The sequence below is a fragment of the Labilithrix luteola genome (assembly GCF_001263205.1).
In the GTDB taxonomy this organism is placed as follows: Bacteria; Myxococcota_A; Polyangia; order Polyangiales; family Polyangiaceae; genus Labilithrix; species Labilithrix luteola.
The window spans coordinates 12095959-12114760 of the sequence record NZ_CP012333.1 but is presented as its reverse complement, the minus strand read 5'-3'; the positions used below and the strand labels follow the sequence as shown (position 1 = coordinate 12114760).

General features: G+C 68.3%; 11 protein-coding genes and 1 pseudogene. 9 read left to right on the top strand and 3 right to left on the bottom strand.

Annotation, left to right across the window (positions count from 1 at the left end; all coding sequences use genetic code 11):
- Positions 1–59 precede the first annotated feature (59 nt).
- Together AKJ09_RS52235 and AKJ09_RS52230 are read left to right on the top strand one after the other, a co-directional pair.
- On the top strand, positions 60–668 hold the full coding sequence (locus AKJ09_RS52235; protein ID WP_146655354.1) for a hypothetical protein: 609 nt from the start codon (positions 60–62) through the stop codon (positions 666–668).
- Between the two features lie 5 nt (positions 669–673).
- Positions 674–2209: a GMC family oxidoreductase gene (locus AKJ09_RS52230; RefSeq protein WP_240489010.1), complete on the top strand. Its 1536-nt coding sequence runs from the start codon at positions 674–676 to the stop codon at positions 2207–2209.
- A gap of 6 nt (positions 2210–2215) precedes the next feature.
- Here AKJ09_RS52230 and AKJ09_RS52225 read toward each other — a convergent pair whose 3' ends face one another.
- The gene (locus AKJ09_RS52225; protein ID WP_146655352.1) at positions 2216–3334 is read right to left on the bottom strand and encodes a hypothetical protein; all 1119 of its coding nucleotides are present in this window, start codon (positions 3332–3334) and stop codon (positions 2216–2218) included.
- A gap of 339 nt (positions 3335–3673) precedes the next feature.
- On the opposite strand from AKJ09_RS52225, the gene AKJ09_RS52220 reads away from it, so the two are divergent.
- Both AKJ09_RS52220 and AKJ09_RS52215 read left to right on the top strand, forming a co-directional pair.
- Complete coding sequence (locus AKJ09_RS52220; RefSeq protein WP_146655351.1) at positions 3674–4216, top strand: RNA polymerase sigma factor; 543 nt, start codon at positions 3674–3676, stop codon at positions 4214–4216.
- Between the two features lie 172 nt (positions 4217–4388).
- A complete protein-coding gene (locus AKJ09_RS52215) occupies positions 4389–5579 on the top strand; it encodes a serine/threonine-protein kinase (RefSeq protein ID WP_169928705.1) in 1191 nt (396 codons plus the stop codon).
- A 58-nt stretch (positions 5580–5637) separates the two neighbouring features.
- Here AKJ09_RS52215 and AKJ09_RS52210 read toward each other — a convergent pair whose 3' ends face one another.
- Complete coding sequence (locus AKJ09_RS52210) at positions 5638–6939, bottom strand: hypothetical protein (RefSeq protein ID WP_146655349.1); 1302 nt, start codon at positions 6937–6939, stop codon at positions 5638–5640.
- 197 nt (positions 6940–7136) lie between these two features.
- Here AKJ09_RS52210 and AKJ09_RS56525 point away from each other — a divergent pair.
- The 4 genes and pseudogenes from AKJ09_RS56525 to AKJ09_RS52190 all read left to right on the top strand — a co-directional run.
- Positions 7137–7544 (top strand): annotated as a pseudogene (locus AKJ09_RS56525) (hypothetical protein); the annotation flags it as partial.
- An 85-nt stretch (positions 7545–7629) separates the two neighbouring features.
- Positions 7630–9966 (top strand): transglycosylase SLT domain-containing protein, encoded by a 2337-nt coding sequence (locus AKJ09_RS52200; RefSeq protein ID WP_146655347.1) that lies wholly within the window; start codon positions 7630–7632, stop codon positions 9964–9966.
- Positions 9963–13112 carry a PD-(D/E)XK nuclease family protein gene (locus AKJ09_RS52195; RefSeq protein WP_146655346.1) on the top strand — a complete coding sequence of 1050 codons (3150 nt, stop codon included), beginning with the start codon at positions 9963–9965 and terminating at the stop codon, positions 13110–13112. The genes AKJ09_RS52200 and AKJ09_RS52195 overlap by 4 nt, the downstream gene beginning before the upstream one ends.
- Positions 13113–16775, top strand: a complete 3663-nt coding sequence (locus AKJ09_RS52190; RefSeq protein WP_146655345.1) for a UvrD-helicase domain-containing protein — start codon at positions 13113–13115, stop codon at positions 16773–16775.
- A 12-nt stretch (positions 16776–16787) separates the two neighbouring features.
- On the opposite strand, the gene AKJ09_RS52185 is transcribed toward AKJ09_RS52190, so the two are convergent.
- Positions 16788–17483, bottom strand: a complete 696-nt coding sequence (locus tag AKJ09_RS52185) for a JAB domain-containing protein (protein WP_146655344.1) — start codon at positions 17481–17483, stop codon at positions 16788–16790.
- A 277-nt stretch (positions 17484–17760) separates the two neighbouring features.
- Between AKJ09_RS52185 and AKJ09_RS52180 the strand changes: the two genes are divergently transcribed.
- The gene (locus tag AKJ09_RS52180) at positions 17761–18777 is read left to right on the top strand and encodes a hypothetical protein (protein ID WP_146655343.1); all 1017 of its coding nucleotides are present in this window, start codon (positions 17761–17763) and stop codon (positions 18775–18777) included.
- Positions 18778–18802 lie beyond the last annotated feature (25 nt).

The following is an 18802-nucleotide window of genomic DNA, read 5'->3' as shown; positions in this document are numbered from 1 at the left end:
GCGAAACCCGAGCACGGTTCGACTTGAAGGGCGGGCTCCCGCCGACCATCCTTGAGGGCGTGCAGACATCCGCCACGCTCGAGCCCACGAAAACGGCTCTTCTTCACGAAGCTGGGCCGCGTTCGCGCGCGCGAGCGTTGCCGATTCTGACGGGGCCTCCCGGCCACGAACACCTGCCTCACCTCGCGCAGCCCGCGCCGGAGGATGACGTCCGCAATCGCCCCAAGGTTCCAGTTCCGGGGGCGGTTCAACGTGCCGCGCGTGGCGTGGCCGAGGCGCTCTTTGCCTACGAAGAAGGCGCCGAGAAGGCGCGCTTCGACTGGCTCGAGGAGGACTTCACGGCGTTCTACGGGCACTCGCAAGGTCGAGCGCGTCTCGTCCTGAGCTTGGCGCTGCTCGCGCTCGCGTGGATTGCACCGCTCTTCGTGTTCCGCTTCGGGCCGCTCTGGCGCCTGCCGGTCGCGCTTCGCACGGAGGCACTCGAGCGTATCGAGAGCTCTCCGCTCGCGCCGACCGCCCTCGCGGCCAAGGCCATCCTCTGCATCCTCTGGTTCGAGCACCCGGAGACGATGCGCGAGACCTCGACCGAGCCGACGTGCCTCGGCGCCCCCGGCGTCAACGCGCCGACCGACGAAGGCGAAGGCGAAGGCGACGAGGTCGCGGCGTGAGCGGCATGCTCCACATCGGTCACGGCCTCTCGCGCGGCGAGAAGCGCGACGTCACCATCGATTGCGACACCGTCGTTGTCGGCTCTGGAGCGGGCGGCGCGGTCGTGGCCACGCACCTCGCCGAAGCGGGCGAGCGCGTCGTCATCCTCGAAGAAGGTCCCCACCTTCCCACGCTCGATCATGGCGCTCTTCGCCAGAGCGAGAGCCTCCGCCACGTGTGGAGCGACGCGGGCATGACTCTCGCGTGGGGCCTCGGCGGCGGACCGAGCATCAACGTCACCACCGGCCGCGCCATCGGCGGCTCGTCGATCCTCACCGGCGGCGTCTGTTTCCGCATTCCGGATCACGTGCTCGACGGATGGTCGAACGAGCTCGGGCTCACCGAGCTCTCGCCGAAGGGCATGGAGTCGTACTTCGATACCGTCGAGCGCGATGTCCACGTGGAGGAAGTCCCCGAGTCGATGCGTTCGCGCGGGACGCGTCTCTTCGGCGAAGGCGCCGCCATGCACGGCGCCAAGCTCAAGCCCATGCGCCGCAACACGCGCGGCTGCGACGGCTGCGGGCGCTGCAACTTCGGCTGCCCTCACGGCGCCAAGATGAGCGTCGACGTCTCGTATCTTCCTCGCGCGATCGCCGCCGGCGCCGTCATCTGGTCGGACTGCGCGGTGAAGAGCGTGAAGATGGACGGTCGCCGCGCGGTCGGCGTCGAGGCCCGCCTGCTCGACGGTCCTCGTGGTCGCGCGCGAAGCCGGCTCTCCGTGCGCAGCAAGCGCGTCGTGCTCGCCGCCGGCGCGATGCACACGCCGCGTCTCTTGCGACGAAGCGGCATCGATCGCGGCCTGCCCGCGCTCGGTAAGAATCTCACGCTCCATCCTAGCTTCCGCGTGATGGCGCGTTTCGACGAGCCGGTGCGGAGCTGGGAAGGCTCGCTGCAATCGGCCTACGTGGATCATTACGAGAAGGACGAGGGCATCCTCTTCAACTCGCTCTCGATCCCGAACGGCGTCCTCGCCGCGACCATGCCGGGCTTCGGCAAGCGCTACTGGTCACGCGCTCGCGAGGTTGCTCACCTGGCGATCTTCGGTGGCATGATCCACGACGACGCCGGCGGTCGCGTCTTCAACGGCCCGCTCGGCCATCCAATCCTCACGTACGACATGTCGCGTCGCGACAAAGCACGCATCCCGCGCCTCCTACGCTTGATGGGCGAGTTTTTCTTCGCCGCGGGCGCTCGCGAAGTCGTGTTGCCGGTATTTGGCAGCGCTCCTGTCGATGCCGATGGTCTGCGTAACTTCCCGCTCGAGAAGGTGCCCGGCTCGAAGATCGAGTGCTCCTCGCAACATCCGCTCGGGAGCTGCCAGATGGGCTCGTCGCGGGATCACTCGGTGGTCGACCAGAACGGCAAGGTCTGGGGCACCGACAATCTGCATGTCGCGTGCGGCTCGATCATGCCGACGAGCCTCGGGGTGAACCCGCAGCTCGCCATCATGAGTATGGCCACGCGCATTGCCTTCAAGCTGCGCGAACAGAAGCTCTCCTGACGACCTTCAACTCACGGGGTTCTTCTCGACGAAGTCGACGAAGACCTCGCCGGCGGGGGTGAGGTTGGCCCACGTCCCGTCGATCAGGCCGAAGCGTTGTTCGTCCAGCGAGAGCTGGTAGTAGAAGATCGAGACGAGGCCGTGCGCACGGTCGGCGACGAACTTCGTCATCATGTCGACGATCTGGTTTCGGAGCTCGTCGCCGGTCGCTTCGGGGATCTGGCCCCATTCGGTGAACATCACCGGGCAACCGAAGCGCTCGACGTACTCCTTCACGAGGTTCACGTTGGGCCCGCCGAACGGGTTCGGTGCATCGTCGAAGTCGCCGTAGATGCGATACCAGTGGAGCATCGACACGTCCCAGCGCACCTTGGGATGGCCCGTCGAGCCGTCGGGCTGTGAGCCGTCCCACATCCACTGGGCGGCATCGAAATCGGAGCAGCAGAAGTCGACGCCCACCTTCGCCGTCGGCTGGAGCTCTTTTATCGCGTCGATCATGCCGCGAAGAAGCCCTCGCCATGAGGGCCACACGGCATTGCTGTACGTCCCGGTCAGCGCGCCGGGAGTACCCGTGTACGTGTACGCGTCGCGATCGAGCTCGTTGCCGCATTCGTAGATCGAAACGTGTGGCGCGAGCTTCGTGACGATCGTCTTCGTCAGGTCGTACGCCGATTGATAGTTCGCTTGTTCGTCCTCGCCGTGGTGGAGGCCCGGTGTGATGCACGCGACGAGCTGGATGCCCGCGGCCGCGAGTGCGGGAGCGAAGCCGACGATCGTGTTCGCCGTGGCTTCGCTGTACACGTCCACGCGAACGTGTTTGACCCGCAGCATCTGGAGCAGCGAGACGAGCTGCGCGTTCGGACGGAAGTAGTCGGGGTGGATGTTCACCCCGTAGAAAGGCACGTCGAGCGTCGGAGTCGTCGGCCCGGCGTCGTTCGCCTCGCTGGAAGCGTCCTGCGCTGGAGTGAAGGATGCGTCCTCTCCGGAGCTCTCGACGTCGGCATTCTGCGGCTGGTCGTTCGAAGGATCGCGAAGGGCGTCGTCTTCGGAGCTGCAACCGGCGACCATCGCTCCCGTTGCTGCAAGGAGACGGAGCATCTCCCGACGACTCGTCTGCTTCGTCATGCCTCGGAGTATTCCACGCCGAACGTTCACGTTCGCTCGGCGATGGAGCGCGCATCTCATTTACCGGCTCGGAGTTGAAACGTTGCGCCGACGCCGGATTCGTTCCGGACGAATCCGTTCCGATGCTGGTGCGTGTATGGTGCATCAAAATGCGGCAGTGCAGCAGAGCACGTGTCGAGGCCGACCGACCCCGACGGCCCGTGACCGACGACGGCTTGGTGCGCTGCGTCGTGAAGGCGCGTCACGGACGAGCTCGTAGCGATTTCGTTTCATTCGCAACCAATTTGCCCTTTCCGAGATCAAAAACGCTGCCCAGAGGCATTTAAGGGAAGGACACCCATGGCGGCGGATGCGGCGACGGGCTGTACGGGCAGAGTGAGGTCGCGAAGCGCGCCTTTCGAGGAGCTCGTTCGCACGCATCAAAGCTTCGTTCGGCGTAGTGCACTTCGTTTCGGCGTGCGAAGCGCCGATGCCGAAGACGTCGTGCAGCAAGTCTTCGTCGTCGCCGCTCGAAACCTCGACAAGATCCACCAAGATCGCGCGTACTTGTTCCGCACGTGCGCGAACATCTCGCGCAATACGAGGCGTCGGGAGCTCCGCCGTCGTGAGGTCAACGACGACGCGAGGCTCGACTTGGAGTTGGATCGCAGGCCCTCCCCCGAGGAGGCGGCCCTTGCGTCCGAGGCCCGGGTGAAGCTCCTACGCCTGCTCGACGCGATGCCCGAAGAGACGCGCCGGTCGTTCGTGCTTTACGAGCTCGAGCATCGGACGCTCGCAGAGATCGCGCAGATCACGAACGCCCCCATCGGAACGGCCGCATCGCGCGTCAAACGCGCGCGGGAGATCGTGCTCGGCGTGAGGCGGCCGTCGAAGGCGCCCTGATCGGACGACTCGGCCGTCCGAGCCGATGCCGCTCCGGGGGCGTTCGTAGGGGAGGGATTCGTCCTCGAACGCTCGGCAGTGGAGCAGACCGCGCCAGATGGAGCACATGTCGGCCTCGCATCGGCGCAGTTCCGGGCTGGTCTGTGACGTCCAGCCTGGTAGGATTATCTCGATGTGGATGGATGGCCGCCGCGACGCACGGCTTGGCCGCGTGCTCATGGGCAACGCGCAAGGGCGTTGGCGCGTCGACGCCGAGCTGGGGCACGGCGGCACGTCCACCGTCTACGCGGCCACCAACGTCGAGACCGGCACGCGCGCCGCGATCAAGCTCCTGAATCCGGAGTTCTCGCAGCATCCGCGCATGCTCAAGATTCTCCTCGCCGAAGCGCGTCTGGTCGCGGCGATCGAGCACCCCGGGACCGTGAAGGTTCTCGACGACGGCATTGCCGAGGACGGCTGCGCATTCCTCGTCTTCGAGCTCCTCGTCGGACGCACGCTCGAGGAGCTTCGCCAGGCGCACGGCGGCCGCGTTCCGCTCGACGAGATGATGCGCATCGGCGACGCCGTGATGGATGCCCTCTGCGCCGTGCACGCCGCAGGCGTCGTTCACCGCGATCTCAAGCCGAGCAATATTTACGTGCTCGAGGGCGGCGGCGTGAAGCTGCTCGACTTCGGTTTCGCGAAGCTCTCCGGTTACACGGCGGACGCCGCGCAGAACGTGGTCGGCACGCCTTCGTACATGCCGCCCGAGCAGGCGCTCGGCCTCACCAAGAAGGTCGACGCTCAGAGCGACGTCTGGTCTCTGGCGGCGACACTCTTCCACGTTCTCTCCGGCCAGCCGGTTCACATCGCTAGGCACGTCGACGCGATGATGCTGGCGAGTGCTTCGGTGCGCCCGCGTTCGCTCGCCGAGGCAGTGCCCGAGATGGCGAGCGCCGTCGTTGCCGTGGTCGACCAAGCGCTGTCGTATCGCAAGGCGGATCGCTTCCCGGACATGGCGGCGATGCGCGCCGCGTGGCAGGGCGCTCACCCGCATTGGCTCCCCACGCTACCGCCGCCGAGCTTCTCGGCCGATCCCGAGTTCCTCGAGGCGGCGCTGCTCGAGCCCGAATTCTCTCCGCCGTCGAATCCCTCGCTCTTCGATCCTCGCGAGCTCGTCGACGATTCGGTGAAGCCGCAGGTGCATCCCGGCGCGCTTCCGAAGCGTGGGGCGAAGCCGGCTCCTTCCGTGGCGCGGCCGCGGCGAATCCTGCCGACCGTGGTTGCGATCGGCGCCGCGTTGTTCCTCGCGCTCTCGATCGCGTCGGCGATCGCCGTGATGTCCGACGACGCATCGTCGACGCATACGCAGCTTCGTCACTGACCCTGGAGCGCCCACACTCCCTTGCTGCGGGCGATGGTACGAGTCGTCGCGGCGGTTGTCAGCGCACGGGCCGAAGCGCCGAGGACATGGCCGCCATCTTCTGCGCCTGGGCGTGCTCTTCGGCGTCGAGGAGTCCGAGCTCGAGGGTTGCTGCATCGAGGTCGTCCTCGACGGCGATGCGAAGCCTCTTGTTGGCCCGCTCGTCGCGAACGGCCGCAACGGCGTTGCCGATGCGGACGCGTGCTTCGGGCTCGGGCGAGTGACGGAGGACGCGTGCCGCCGCGGCGCGCAGCTCGGCTTCGGCGTCGGGATCTTCGAGGACCATCCACAGATCCTGCTGGTCCAGGTTGTGGCCTCGGTAGCCGCTCGTGCCGGAGAGCATCTGTCCGGCCATGTCGAGCCGGACGAGCCAGTCGCGCGGGTTTTCGCCGTTGCGGCGAAGCGTGCCGACGCGCCCGGTGACGTCTTCTTTGCGCGGGCCGTGACCTCGCGCGCGTGCGGCGGCCGTCAGAATCTGTGCCTTGAGAGCTCGCTCGTCTTCGTCGCGCACGCCGAAGCTGAGCGCGCCTCGTTGGGTCTGCACCCAGATCGGAGGATGCGGCGGTGGAACGATGAACTGGAGCCAGCCCTGCTGCGTTTCGATGCCGAGGATGTCGGCGTAGGGAACGTTGAACCAGCCTCGCGGCGTCATGAGCCGGACTCCGTGCGGTGTCATCTCCACGCTCGGGGCACCGGGTTTGACGAAGTAACCGGCCACGCTGACCGGGCCTGCGAAGGTCATCGCGAAGAAGCCGAGGATGCCCATGAGGATCGAGGCGCCCTCGCTGCCCGTCCAGCCGAAGAAACACGTGAGCAGTCCGAGCGCGGCTAGCACGAGACGACAGGTGCGCGCGATCTTCGCCGTCCCGTCGGAAACGGTTCGCCAGCCTACGGTTCCGAAGCCGTCGTGACCGATGCCGAGTGCATGGCGAATGCGTTCGGCATCGGCTTCGCTCTCCACTTCGATCTCGATCGGCTGATCGCGCTTGGCGTGGGCGAGCGTCAGAAGGATCCCCCGCTCGGTTCGCGCGGTGGTGGCGCCGACGATGGACTTCGCCTCGATGCGCTGCGAGCGGAGGCCCGCGTTCTTGACGTCGACGTGACCCGGACCGCACACGAGCTCGACCGCACGAGCGCGTGAAGGTCGAAACGCGAGGCCTCCCGCGAGGCAGAACAGCGAACCCGCGAAGGCGAGGAGGAGGAGCGTCTGGCCGCCGGAAACCGGCGCGGTGCAGGCTGCCAGGAAGGCGAGCGCAGACGCAGCGTACGGGAGCGTGCGTGCCAGTCGGCTTCCTTGGGCGTCGAAAAAGGCCGCGCGCATCCGTCCCTTTACGATAAGGAACCCCGTCCCACAGGCAACGGGCCCCGTGACGTTTGCGCGCAGATGCGGAATGCAGCGGCTGCCCGCGGACGTTCGCTTGGGGTAGACTGATTTCCCGAAAGCTCGTCGGTTTCCCCAGGGGCTCGCCCCGGAGGTTGTCCTAGGACTCGCGTCTCTCGTCTCGCTTTGTTGTTCTGATGGTTCGGTCCCCCAAGTATCCGCTCAAACCTCTGCTCGAGCACCGCGACCGCAAGGTCGACGAGGCGACGGCCGAGCTTGGCGAGAAGGTACGCCATCGTGAGGCCGCGGCGGAAGCCAAGGTGCGTGCCGAGCAAGAGCGTGCGGAGGCGGAGCAGCGGGCAGCGGCGGTACGAGCCGAGGAGGCCAAGCGGCTCGGAAATGGGGAGCTACGTGCCGTCGACCTCGCGCGCGCTGAAGCGTGGGCGCACGCGGCGTCGAACGAGATCGCGCAACTCGGCCGGGCGGTCGACCGTGCGGATACCAGCCTGACGGACGCGCGGAACGCCGAGGTGCAGGCGCGTGGCCAGCTCGCCCTGAGCAAGGCCGATCGCGACGTGGTGGCGAAAGACCGAGAGCGCTTCCTCGATCGAGCACGACGCGCCGAGGATGCCGCCGCCGAGGAGGCGGCCGAAGAGGCCTGGAGCGGGGCCCACCTGACGGGAAGCGCGCATGAGACTTCGGTTGTTCGGGCTCGCGATCGCGCTTCTCGCGGTCGGCTGTCGGAGTGGAAGCAACGTGTCGCCTCCGGCGGTCACGTCCGTCCCGACCACGGAAGACGGCGGCGCCGCGGCACGGTCTGCGTCGCTTCCAAACATCCACGTCCTCCTCGAGGACCCGCGCCTCGCCAAGGTGCGCGATCTCGAGCGCGCCAAGGACTGGACCGGCGCTGCACGTGCCGTGCACGACGCTCGCGTGGAGAATCTCGCGCCCGGCGAGGCGTGCGCATGGGACTACCTCGAGGGGCGCTATGCGCTCGCGGCCGGTGACGGGCTGGCTGCCGAAGCGGCGTTTGCTCGCGCCGAAGCCGACGTCTGCCCGCTCGCCGGCTATGCGCACCTGCGCGCCGCGCAAGCCCTCGGCCGTGCGGGCCATGCCGACGAAGCCATCGCTCGCGCGCGCCGCGTTCCCGAGGACCTGGCCTGCTCCGACGAGGTCAAGCTGGTGCTCGCCGAATCGCTGGCGGCGAAGGGCGACCGCGTCTCGTCGCTTCCGCTGTGGCGCGCGTGGCTCGCGAAGAATCCGCGCGGATCGCGCTGGGTCGACACCACGGTGCGCATTGCGAATGCGCTTCTCGACGGCGTCGACGGACCTGCCGAGTCGCGTGCGAAAGAGGCCTTCGAGCTCGCCACGAAGATCGTCGTCGAGGCCCCGAAGCTCGCCGAGTCGGCGGGAGCTGTGGCCGCCCGTGGGCGCGCGGTGGCGCTTCTGCGAGGAAAAGACGCCAGCGTGACGGAGGCCCTGTCGGATGACGGCCGCGCCCGGCAAGCGCAGGCCTGGCTCGACAACGGCGAAGCGACGAAGTCGTTCGACCTGGCGAGCGCGGTGCTCGGCGCCGCCAAGACGGGGCCGTCGGCGTGTCGCGCTGCGGTGACGCGCGCGAACGCGGCCGGGAAGCTCAAAGGCTCGAAGGGCGATGTCTGGGGCGACGCCATCGCGGCCTGCGAGAAGGACGAGCAGCTCGCCAACGCGCTCTACACGGGCGCCAAGGCTCGCGCTGGCAAGGACCCGAAGATCGCCATCGAGTGGTTCGCTCGCCTCGAGCAGCTCTTCCCCACGCATCGCCTCGCCGACGACGCTCGCTATCGCGGGGCGCTGCTCGTCGCTCAATCGACGGAGGAAGGGCACGACGAGCGGGCCGAGCAAATGCTCCGGACCTTGCCCGACAGCTATCCCGCGGGCGACATGCGCACCGAAGCGCTGTTTCGCGTGGCGCTCGGCAAGGTTCAGCACGCGGACTGGGCGGGCGCCAAGCCGCTGCTCGATCGCGTTCTCGAGCTCGCACCGGACGACCGGCACTGGGCCACGGCGGGCCGCGCTGGCTACTTCCGCGCGCGCGCCTCGGGCGCCACGGGTGACGCCGATGACGAGAAGAAGCGTCTCGTCGCGATCGTCCAGGATCACCCGCTCGCGTATTACATGCTCCTCGCGTACGCGCGGCTCGCGGCCGTCGACCCTGCGCTCGCGCAGAAGACGATGAAAGACGCGTCGGCGCGCGACGAAGGCAGCGTGTTCCCCTCGCGTCCGCTCCCGATGCTCGAGTCCCCGGGCGTGCTTCGCGGTGTTCGTCTGCTCGAGGTCGGCGAAGTCGATGCGGCTCGTCGTGAGTTCGCTGCGGCAGGCGCCATTGGCGACGACGCCGACCCCGAGATGGTCTGGGCGATCGGCGCCATTTACAACCGCGCCGGGTTGCCCGAGCTCGGCCACGCCTTCTCTCGCGGCAAGCCCGGCGAACATCTCGCGCACTACCCCGAAGGCAAGTGGCGCCTCGCGTGGGAAGTCGCGTACCCGCGAGCGTTCGAAGCCAACGTCGTCAAGAGCTGCGCCGACAACGCGCTGCCCACCTCGCTCGCATGGGGCATCATGCGCGAGGAGTCGAGCTTCGTCGCCGACGTCAAGAGCCACTCGAACGCGTTCGGGCTCATGCAGCTCATCGTTCCCACCGCCAAGTGGGTCGCTACCGGCACCACGTTCGGCTCCGACGAAACCGCGCTCAAGACGCCCGAGGTGTCGATCGGCCTCGGCACGCGCCTGCTCACGAAGCTGCGTGCGAAGCACGTGCATCCTGCACTCGCGATCGGTGCTTACAACGCGGGATCGGGCGCCGTCGATCGCTGGATTACCGCTCGAGGCAGCGAGGACCTCGACGTGTTCGTCGAGCTCATTCCGTACGACGAGACGCGCAACTACATCAAACGCGTGCTCTCGAGTCAGGCCGCGTACGCGTACTTGTACGACCCGACCACGTTGAAGGAGCCTCTGGGGCTTCCGTTCAGGTTCGCACGTTGAGGGAAGCCACGCTCTTCGTCGTGCCGTCGGAGCGGCATGTGGAGCGTCTCGCGCGGGAAGGAAGGCTCGCCGAAACGCGAACGTCATTCCGCACGCGGCTCGCGGCGCGTCTCCTGCCCGAGATCGCCTTCGCCGACGTCCGCGAGAGTCGTCTCGTCCTCGGGATGGCGCTCGCCGATCCGGAGGCGGTCGCCGCGGCTGCTGCGAGCCGCCCTGGCCACAAGCAGCTCGACCTGTTCGAGGCCGCGGCAGCATCAGCATCAGGCGCCGATCCTCGCGTGGCAGCCGAAGATCCTCTGCTTGCCGCGGTGCGAGCGAGGGGAGGGGCAACCTGGGCGCGCATGGTCGCTGCGCTCGACGGCGCCATTGGTCTCCTCCGCGCGCGTGGAGCCACCCTCGCGGATCTCGAGCGCATCGCCTCGCGTGGTCGAGGCGTCGCGGCGGTGCGCGCCCGAACGATCGCCACCGCGATGGCCGCACTCGATGCGCGCTTGCTGCAGTTCGGTGCGCGCGACGGTCGAGCGATGGGCGCCTTGCTGGCGAATGCCATCGCTGCCGCCGATACCGTCGAGCTCGTGACCGTGATCGGCGCTCTGGGTATCGAGGCGAAGTGGCTTCTCGCGTGGGAGCCTTCCGACCTCGCGTGGTTCCGTGCGATCGACGAGAAGCTCTCGCCGCATGGAGGCTTCGCACGGGTGACGCTGCCCGCCTTCGACCATCCGCTCGAAGGTACGCGCGAGCGCGATCCACTCGAGGTGCTCACCGAGGAAGTCGCACGCATCCTCGATGCTCCGCCGGACGACGAGATCATCGTGCCCGTCCTGGGGGATTTGACGTTCTCTCCCTCTTCGACGCCGCCTACCGGGCTCGAGCGTCTGCAGCTCGTGCGCGCCTCCGACGCCGGACTCCAGGCGCGTGCGGCCGTTGTCGCGGTCGAAGAAGCCTTGGCCGCCGGTGCGTTGGTCGAGCGCGTGGTCGTGGCGTTGCCCGTTCTCGACGAACGCACGCTGGCGCCCCTCCGCCGCGCCTTCGAAGACGCGGGGCTCGTCTCGTACGAATCGCGAGGTGCGCCGCTCGGCTCGGCACCCGTCATTGCGACGGCCATGCTGGCGCTCGAGCTCTCCGCTTCGCTCGAACGACATGCGGTCGCTCGTTTGCTTCGTTCGGGCTACGTGGATGCCCCGCGCCTCGTTCCCGAAGGCACCGATGGGCGAGACGCCACGCGTTCGCTCGTTCGTGTGGCGCAGGCACTCGAATCCTCGGCCACGGCGAGCGGTGACGACCCGGAATCGCGTCTGGTCCGAACGGCGGCGGCACCGGCATCGACCTCGTTTCGTCGCAACGAGGAGCACCAGGAGGCCGACGCCGCGCTCGCCGGCAAGGTTGCGAACGTGCTTGCCGCGCCCGCCAAGGCCCGCACACGGATCGAGCACATTCGCGCGGCGCGGGCGCTGTGGAGCGCGCTCGGTCTCGGCGCGCGCGCCGGACGCGGCGGTCTGTCGGCCTTTGCTCGCGACGAGGCTCCGGAAGGCGTTGCTCGCGCCGAACGCCTCGCCATCGCGCGCGATGCCCGAGCCTGGGACGGCCTCGTGTCGGTTCTCGATCTCTACGAGATGACCACGCATCGCGCCCATGCGCTCGACCAGGAGCTCGATGCCGAGCTCTTCCGCCTGGAGCTCGCCGAGCTGCTCGACGGTTCGGGCTCGCGGCCCGGTGCCGGCCGCGCGGGGGCGATTCGCTTCTCGCGCCTCGCCGACGTGCCGGGCGACCCGCTCGATCTGCTGGTGGTCCTCGACGCCAACGAGGGGCTCCTTCCTCGCGACGACGGCCACGACGCGCTCGCGGGGCCGACATTGCTCGACGCACTGGCTCGCGGCGTCGATCGCTCGAAGACCACGTTCATTGCACCGGCGCCCGGAATTCGGCGCGCGCAGGAGCTTGCGGCGTTGGCGATGGCTGCGGCCGAAGCCGAGCGAATCGTGATCGTCTCGGTTCGTGAAGACGCGAGTGGAGCGCCGCTTGGCCCGTCGCCCGTGGTCACGGCTCTCGAACGCCAAGGCGCGGTGGCTTCTTCCGTCCAGAACGAAGCAAAAGCGCTTGGGGCGTCCGACGACGTTCTGCTTCGCGTGCGTCGTGAGCGTGAGCGCGAAGGCTTCTTCCTCGACCCTTCGCGCCCTCGGTCCGACGTCGTGGGGCAGATCCGTACGAGCGACGAAGCGCGTGCAATCCTTCGAAACGCGACGGGCGGCGGCGAGCGTCCCTTGGCGGTCACGTCGCTCGAGCGCTTCGCCAAGTGCCCCTTCATGGGCTTTGCGCAGGCTGTTCTCGCGGCGCGCGAGCCAATGCCGCACGACGAGCTGCCCGACGCGCGCGAAGAAGGAACGCTCGTCCACGACGCGCTCGCCGAGGCCTTCACGGCAACCCGCGAAGCATGGCCGAAGAGCCCTCGCGACGCCGAAGCCATCATGCGCGATGGCCTTGCGGCAGCGGACGTGGTCCTCGAGCGATGGCAAGGTCACGCGCCGCTCCGGGCGATCGTTCGCCTCAAGGTCCGCGACTCGGTGCGTGCCGTTCTGGCGGCGGCCATCCTCGACGAGGCGTGGGATTTCGCGCTCGCCGAAAAGGCGTTCGGTGCGCGCTCGCGCGACGCGTGGCCTGCCCTCCACATCGACTACGAGGGCGAGCGGCTCACGCTCCGCGGAACGATCGACCGCATCGACCAGTCTCGCGGGGGCAAGAAGGCGCTTCGCGTGGTCGACTACAAGCGCAGCAAATCGACCGTTCGCGACGCCGGCTCCTCCCTCGGAGAGACCGCGCTGCAGGTTCCGCTCTACGCGTGTCTCTCCGCCCAGGAGCTCGGCGTGCCGGCCACCGGCACGTATCTCCCGTTCCAGGCGCGCGACGTCGCCGAGGCCAAGACCCCGCCCGCCGTCGAGCAGAAGATGGTGGACCTCGTGACCCGCGTGGGCGGCGCATCGATCTCCCCGGTCGAGCATCGCGCCATCTCGCTCGTCATCGCGGCCCGCAGCGGAACCTTGGCTCCGTTCCCGGCCGACGACTCGGAATGCCGGAATTGCGCGGTGAGCGGCGGCTGCCGCAAGCCTCGCTTCGCCATGGCCCCGGCCGAAGATCTCGAGGAGCCCTAGGTGGACATCGATCCTCGGGATCTCTACGCGCCGACGAAGAACCTGGTGCTCGCAGCGAGCGCCGGGACAGGTAAGACGCACGCGCTCGTCGGCGTCATCGTGCATCTCCTCGTTGCTGGTCCACGCACGGCTGGCGCTACGCGCTCGAAGCCCGTGGACCCTTCGCGGATCGTGGCGACCACGTTCAGCCGCAAGGCCGCCGCCGAGATTCGCGCCCGTGTCACCCACGAGCTCGAGCGGCTCGGGAGCGCGCCATCGACCTCGCCGTACATTGCGAGCCTGCGCATGCGCGAGGGCGTCGGCCGGGGGGACGACACGATCGCCGCTCGCGCGCGCAAGGCCCTTGCGGCGCTCCCGCAAGCGAGGTTCGGCACGCTCCACAGCTTCGCGACGAGCATCGTTCGCAGCTATGCCGTCGAGCTCGGTCTTGGCCCGGGCTTCGAGCTGGCCACCGAGGCCGACGCCCGAGCGCGAAGCGACGACGCCATCGCCCGTGCCCTCGAGCGCAAGCTCGTGACCGATCCCGACGGCATTCGCTCTCTGTCGGAGGCGGCCGGCGGCATCGACCGGCTCATCGTGCAGGTTCGCCGCATCCTCATGCAGCTCGAGGAGGACGGTCGGGCGGCGCGCGACCTTGCCATTCCGGGCCTCGACACCGAGAGCACCGAAGCCACGATGCGTGCACTCGTGCATCATGCACGGTCTCTCTCGGCCGTTCCGAAGTTCGAGGATGCCGCGCGGGCGCTCGGCTCCGCATGGGATGCCGGAGACGACGCGCGCATCGAAGCGGCGGCGGTGGCGCTCACGTCCATTGCCGCGCGCGGAAAGAAGACGCTCGAAGTCGAGTCGTTCGCCGAGTTCCGCGCCGAGTTGCCTGGGACCACGAACGAGGAGCGTGGCCGGCGCTTGGCCCGTGCATTCCGAGCGCGCCATCTCTTCCCGTCGCGGGCCACGCTGCTGCGCGAGGTGCTGGCCGAGGCCGAGCAGGAGATTCTCCTCGCCGGTCGCGCGCGCGCCACGCTCGGTTTCGGAGAGATTCTTCGTGCCGCACGGGAGCTCTTGCTCGATCGGTCGGACGTCGCCGAAGAAGTCTCGTCGGGCATCGACGCTCTGCTCGTCGACGAGTTCCAGGACACCTCGCGCGTCCAGCGTGACTTGCTCCAGCTCCTCTGGGCGCGCTCGGGCGTTCGCGAGCCGGGCTGCGTTCCTCCGCTCGGCGTGATTCGGCCCGCGGGCCTGCTGGTCGTCGGTGACCGCAAGCAATCGATCTACGGTTTCCGCGGCGCGGACGTCGGTGTCTTCGCCGAGCTGGCCGTCGGACTGGCAGGGGAGCCGGCGCGCGAAGCGCTCGGGATTCCGGTGGGCGTCACGTGGCAGCCGAAGGAGCCGCTCGCCGACTTCCTCGCGCTCCGTCACAACCGGCGGAGCATCCCCGAAGTGCTCGCCTTCGCGAACGCGTTCAGCGCGAAGCGCTTCTTGCCGGGAGACCCTCCTCCGCAGCTCTTCGAGATCGAGTACGTGCCGGCAACGGAGGACCTCCTCGTTCCGCCGGAGGCGGCGCGTCCGGAGAGCGCCGAGGGTGAGCGACTGACACCCAAGACCACCTGGCTGAAGATTGCGCCGAAGGGCACCACGTCTTCGCGCCTCGAAGAAGCGCTCGTCATCGCGCAGCGTATCCGCGCGATCGTCGACGGCAAGGAGCCGAAGGTCGGCAAGACGCACCACGATCCGTCGTGGCGTGATCTCGCAGTGCTCGCCACCACGAACGGCATGCTCGACGCCATGGCTTTCGCGCTGGCTCAGGCGGACGTGCCCTACGTGGTCGCTGGGCGAAGCTTCTTCCGCACGCGCGAAGTCCGCGACCTCGCCGCGATGCTCGCGCTCGTGCTCGATCCCTCCGATCGCCTTGCCGCGTTGGAGGTTTTGCGCGGCCCTTGGGCGTCGGTCCACGACGAGACGCTGCTCGGTCTCACGATGCCCGAAGGCGGGCTTTCGCCGCCGTCGGCCTGGGCCGCCCCGCATCGTTCGTCGCTCGTGCACCCGGAAGACGAGGCGGCGCTCGAGAGCCTTGCCACGCTGATTCGTGATCTGGCTCGTTGCGCGGGCCGCCTCGGACCCGGGGCCATCCTGCGCGAAGCCGTCTCCGCGCGCTCGCTCGACCGTGTGCTCGGGGCACTGCCGCGCGGTGATCAGCGCGCGGCGAACATGCGAAAGCTCCTTACCATCGCCGATCGCCACGCCGATGCGCGCGCGTTTCGTCGTTGGCTCGACGACGCTTCTTCGCAAGAGCTCGCGGAATCCGAAGCCGCGACGTTCTCGGAAGAAGACGACGCGGTGCGCCTGCTCACGGTGCATGCCAGCAAAGGTCTCGACTTCCCCATCGTGTTCGTGCCAGAGATCGGCGCGGCCCTGCCTCGCTCCGACAAGGGCGCCGCGCGCGTGGCCGTGGGCGCGGGCGATGCACCGAACGTACTCGCCGTGCGTATCGCGGACGAAGACGGCATGATCCTGGAGCCGCCCTCGTTCGCTTCGGCCTATGCGCTCATGCGACGTCGCGAACGTGCCGAGCGGCAGCGCCTCGCGTACGTGGCCGTGACCCGCGCAGCCGATGCCATGTACCTCGTCGGGGGGCGAACCCGCGAGGGGACCGGTGACGTAGGGGCGTCCTCGCTTGCGGCCCTCGAGGAGCTCGCGGTGGACCCGTCGTCGCTTGCGGCCGCGGCGCTCGCCATCGAGGAGGTGGACGTTCCTTCTCCGCAGCCGCGTTCGTTCGGCCTCGAGCCCGAACCGGAACCAATGGGAGCGCCCGCCGCCAGCGAGCCTGCGGCCGCGAGACCGAAATGGCGCTCGCTTCCGATCGCCCCGACGGCCCTCGCCGACTTCGATCACTGCGCGCGCCGCTTCGAGCTCATCCACCTCATGGGCCTTCCGGAGCATCTTCGAGGTCGCACGCCCGACGCCGCGCGAACCACGACCGGCGTGCTCGATGCGCGTGCGCAAGGAACGCTCGCCCACGCGGTGCTCGAGCGCGTTCCCGTCGGTGCGTTCGCCGCTGACGACGCGGCGCAGGCGGCGAGCCGGGCGCTCGTCGCCGAAGGTATCCCCGAAGATCACCCGCAACACGCCACTATCGTGGGCCGCGTCGAGCGGTTCTTGCGCGGTGACTATGCGCGAGGGGTTGCCGAGAAGGGCGGCGATCCGCGACGCGAGGTGTCGTTCGTGCTGTCCGCCACCGACGCCGAAGATCGTTCGGTCGTCTTGCGCGGAAGCATGGACCTCGTCGTGGTCTGGCCGGATGGCTCGGTCGACGTCGTCGACTACAAGAGCGGTCGGAACGCGTCGTCCGAATCGCCGGACAAGGCCCCGACGACATCGGGGGCGTACGCTTTCCAGCTCGACGTCTACACGCTCGCCGTTCGCTCCCTGTTTCCCGAGGCTACGCGCGTGCGCGCGGGACTTGCCTACCTCGGCGGCGGTGTTGCCGAGCCGGTGTGGCGCGAGTTGCCCGACGAAGTGACGGTGCGTGCTCGCCTTGCCGGTTTGGGAGACCGCCTGATGGAGGCACGCTGGTCGGAGTACTTCCCCCGCGTTGCGCTCGAGCGTTGCGAGGCCATCTATTGCGGCTTCATCGGTCGGTGCCACGCCAACGTGGCTTCGGACTGAAGGCGCGTCCAATCAGCCGATCTCCGGCATGGGAACGGACTCGAAGGCGTCGCGCGTGACCACGACGTGATCGAGTAGCGGCATGCCGACGACAACGGCAGCCTGCGCGACGGCTCGCGTGAATGCGACGTCTTCCGGGCTGGGCCTCGGATCGCCGCTCGGGTGATTGTGGATGAGGATGAAGCCGCTCGCCGCCGCGCGTAGCGCATGCCTGAGCGGATCCGCCGCCCGGAGGGAGACGCCGTGCAGTCCTCCTTGCGCCACCCGACGGGCCGCGCGGAGCCGATTCTGACCGTCCAAGGCGAGCAACCAGAGCTCCTCGTGCTCGAGCGCACCGAGACGAGCCATACCCCACGCCGCCACGTCACGGCTGTCCCGCAATCGAAGCCGCTCGCTCGAGGGCTCCGTCGCCGCACGCCTCCCGAGCTCGAACGCCGCCGCCACGCTTCGCGCAGTCTCTGCGGGAACGAATCGTTTGGCGGTGGGCAAGAGTGCCGCGAGCTCGTCTACGCCGGCGCGCGAGAGGCCCGAAAGGCCACCGAGGGCGTCGAGAAGATTTCGCGCGACGGCCGTCGCACCGCCGGCGACGAGCAACGTAGCGCCGCCGCGATTGAGGAGGAAGGCGAGCAAGTCGCCGTTGGTCAGCGCCTCCACGTCGAAGCTCGTCGACCCATCGTTCGCGGCGCGTTCGGCATACGCAGGCTGCATGCCCCATGCTCAGCAACGTCGATGCCACGATCGGGGGGCGTGGATCTTCGCGCGGTTACGTCCATGGTTGCCTGGCCCAGGCCAATCCGCGGGTGGCCCAAGCCAGGGAGAAGAGGCTAGGCGCGCCTCGTTCGGCCGCCGGACGAAAACCTAGAAATCGGTCTCGCTCCAGACATCGCCATGTCGAGTCTGCTGGAGATCGGTCTGACCTCGGCCATGCGTGCCGAGCTCGAAGGCTTTTCTCGCGCGGATTCCGCGAATCGAAGCGAGGCACATCATGAGAAAGTTCTTGGCACTTGCGGGCGCGACGACCCTGCTGGGCGTGTTCTCCCTGGCCGTGGTCGCTTGCTCGAGCAGCGACGACACTGCGAACGGCACCCCTTCGGAAACGACGAAGACCGACGGCGGCGGTAGCTCGGATGCTGCACCGGACAGAAAGGCGAACAACGTCGACCCGACGCCTGCCGACCCCCAAGAGGAGCGCACCGTCGGCAACGAGTGCAAGACGACCGCCGATTGCCAAGTTGCCGATTCGCTGAATGACAACATCTGCTCCACCGAGGCGTATGGAGGCAACGACATCTTCTCCACGCCCGTCTGCGTCCAGCCGAGCTGCACCGTCAAGGGCACTGACGTCACCGACCTTCTTTGCGACGGTGAAGCGGGCTACTGCTACACGCGGGGCGGTGGCGGCGTCTGTCTCCCGTACTGCCAGTTCGACTCCACGTCCATCACCACCGCGTGCCAGGGCAACAACAAGTGCGTCTTCGACAACGGCTACGTCGACAAGACGCGAGGCGCGATTGGCATCGGCTTCTGCTACGGCATGTGCACGACCGACGCCGACTGCAAAGGCACCGGTCAGGCGTGTCAGGTCTCGTCGGGCGAGTGCGTCGCAGCGTCGAACGTCGTTGCTCCGACCAAGAAGCCCGGCGACCCCTGCACGGCCCCCGCGACGGCGACCGACCCTCGAGAATGCGCCTGCAACGCTATCGGCGGTTCTGGACCTGACAAGGCGAAGGGCATCTGCCGCGCGCCGTGCGCAACCGGCGCGGAGGGTGACGCCACCTGTGGTGTGACGACGACGAACGGCCACGCCTGGAAGTGCACGGCGCTTCTGCCGGCCGAGAACGGCGGCACCAAGCTCTTCACCGGGGAGCCTGCGGGTCTTCGTGGATCATGCGCACAGCCGTGCGACACCGACACCGATTGCACGTTCGCCGTCGGCAGCGTCAGCGAGAAGTGCTTGGCAGCGGCGGGCGGAAAGTTCTGCCTGTTCCCGTCGCAGAACTGAGCTCGACGAAATGAGAAACGGGCGG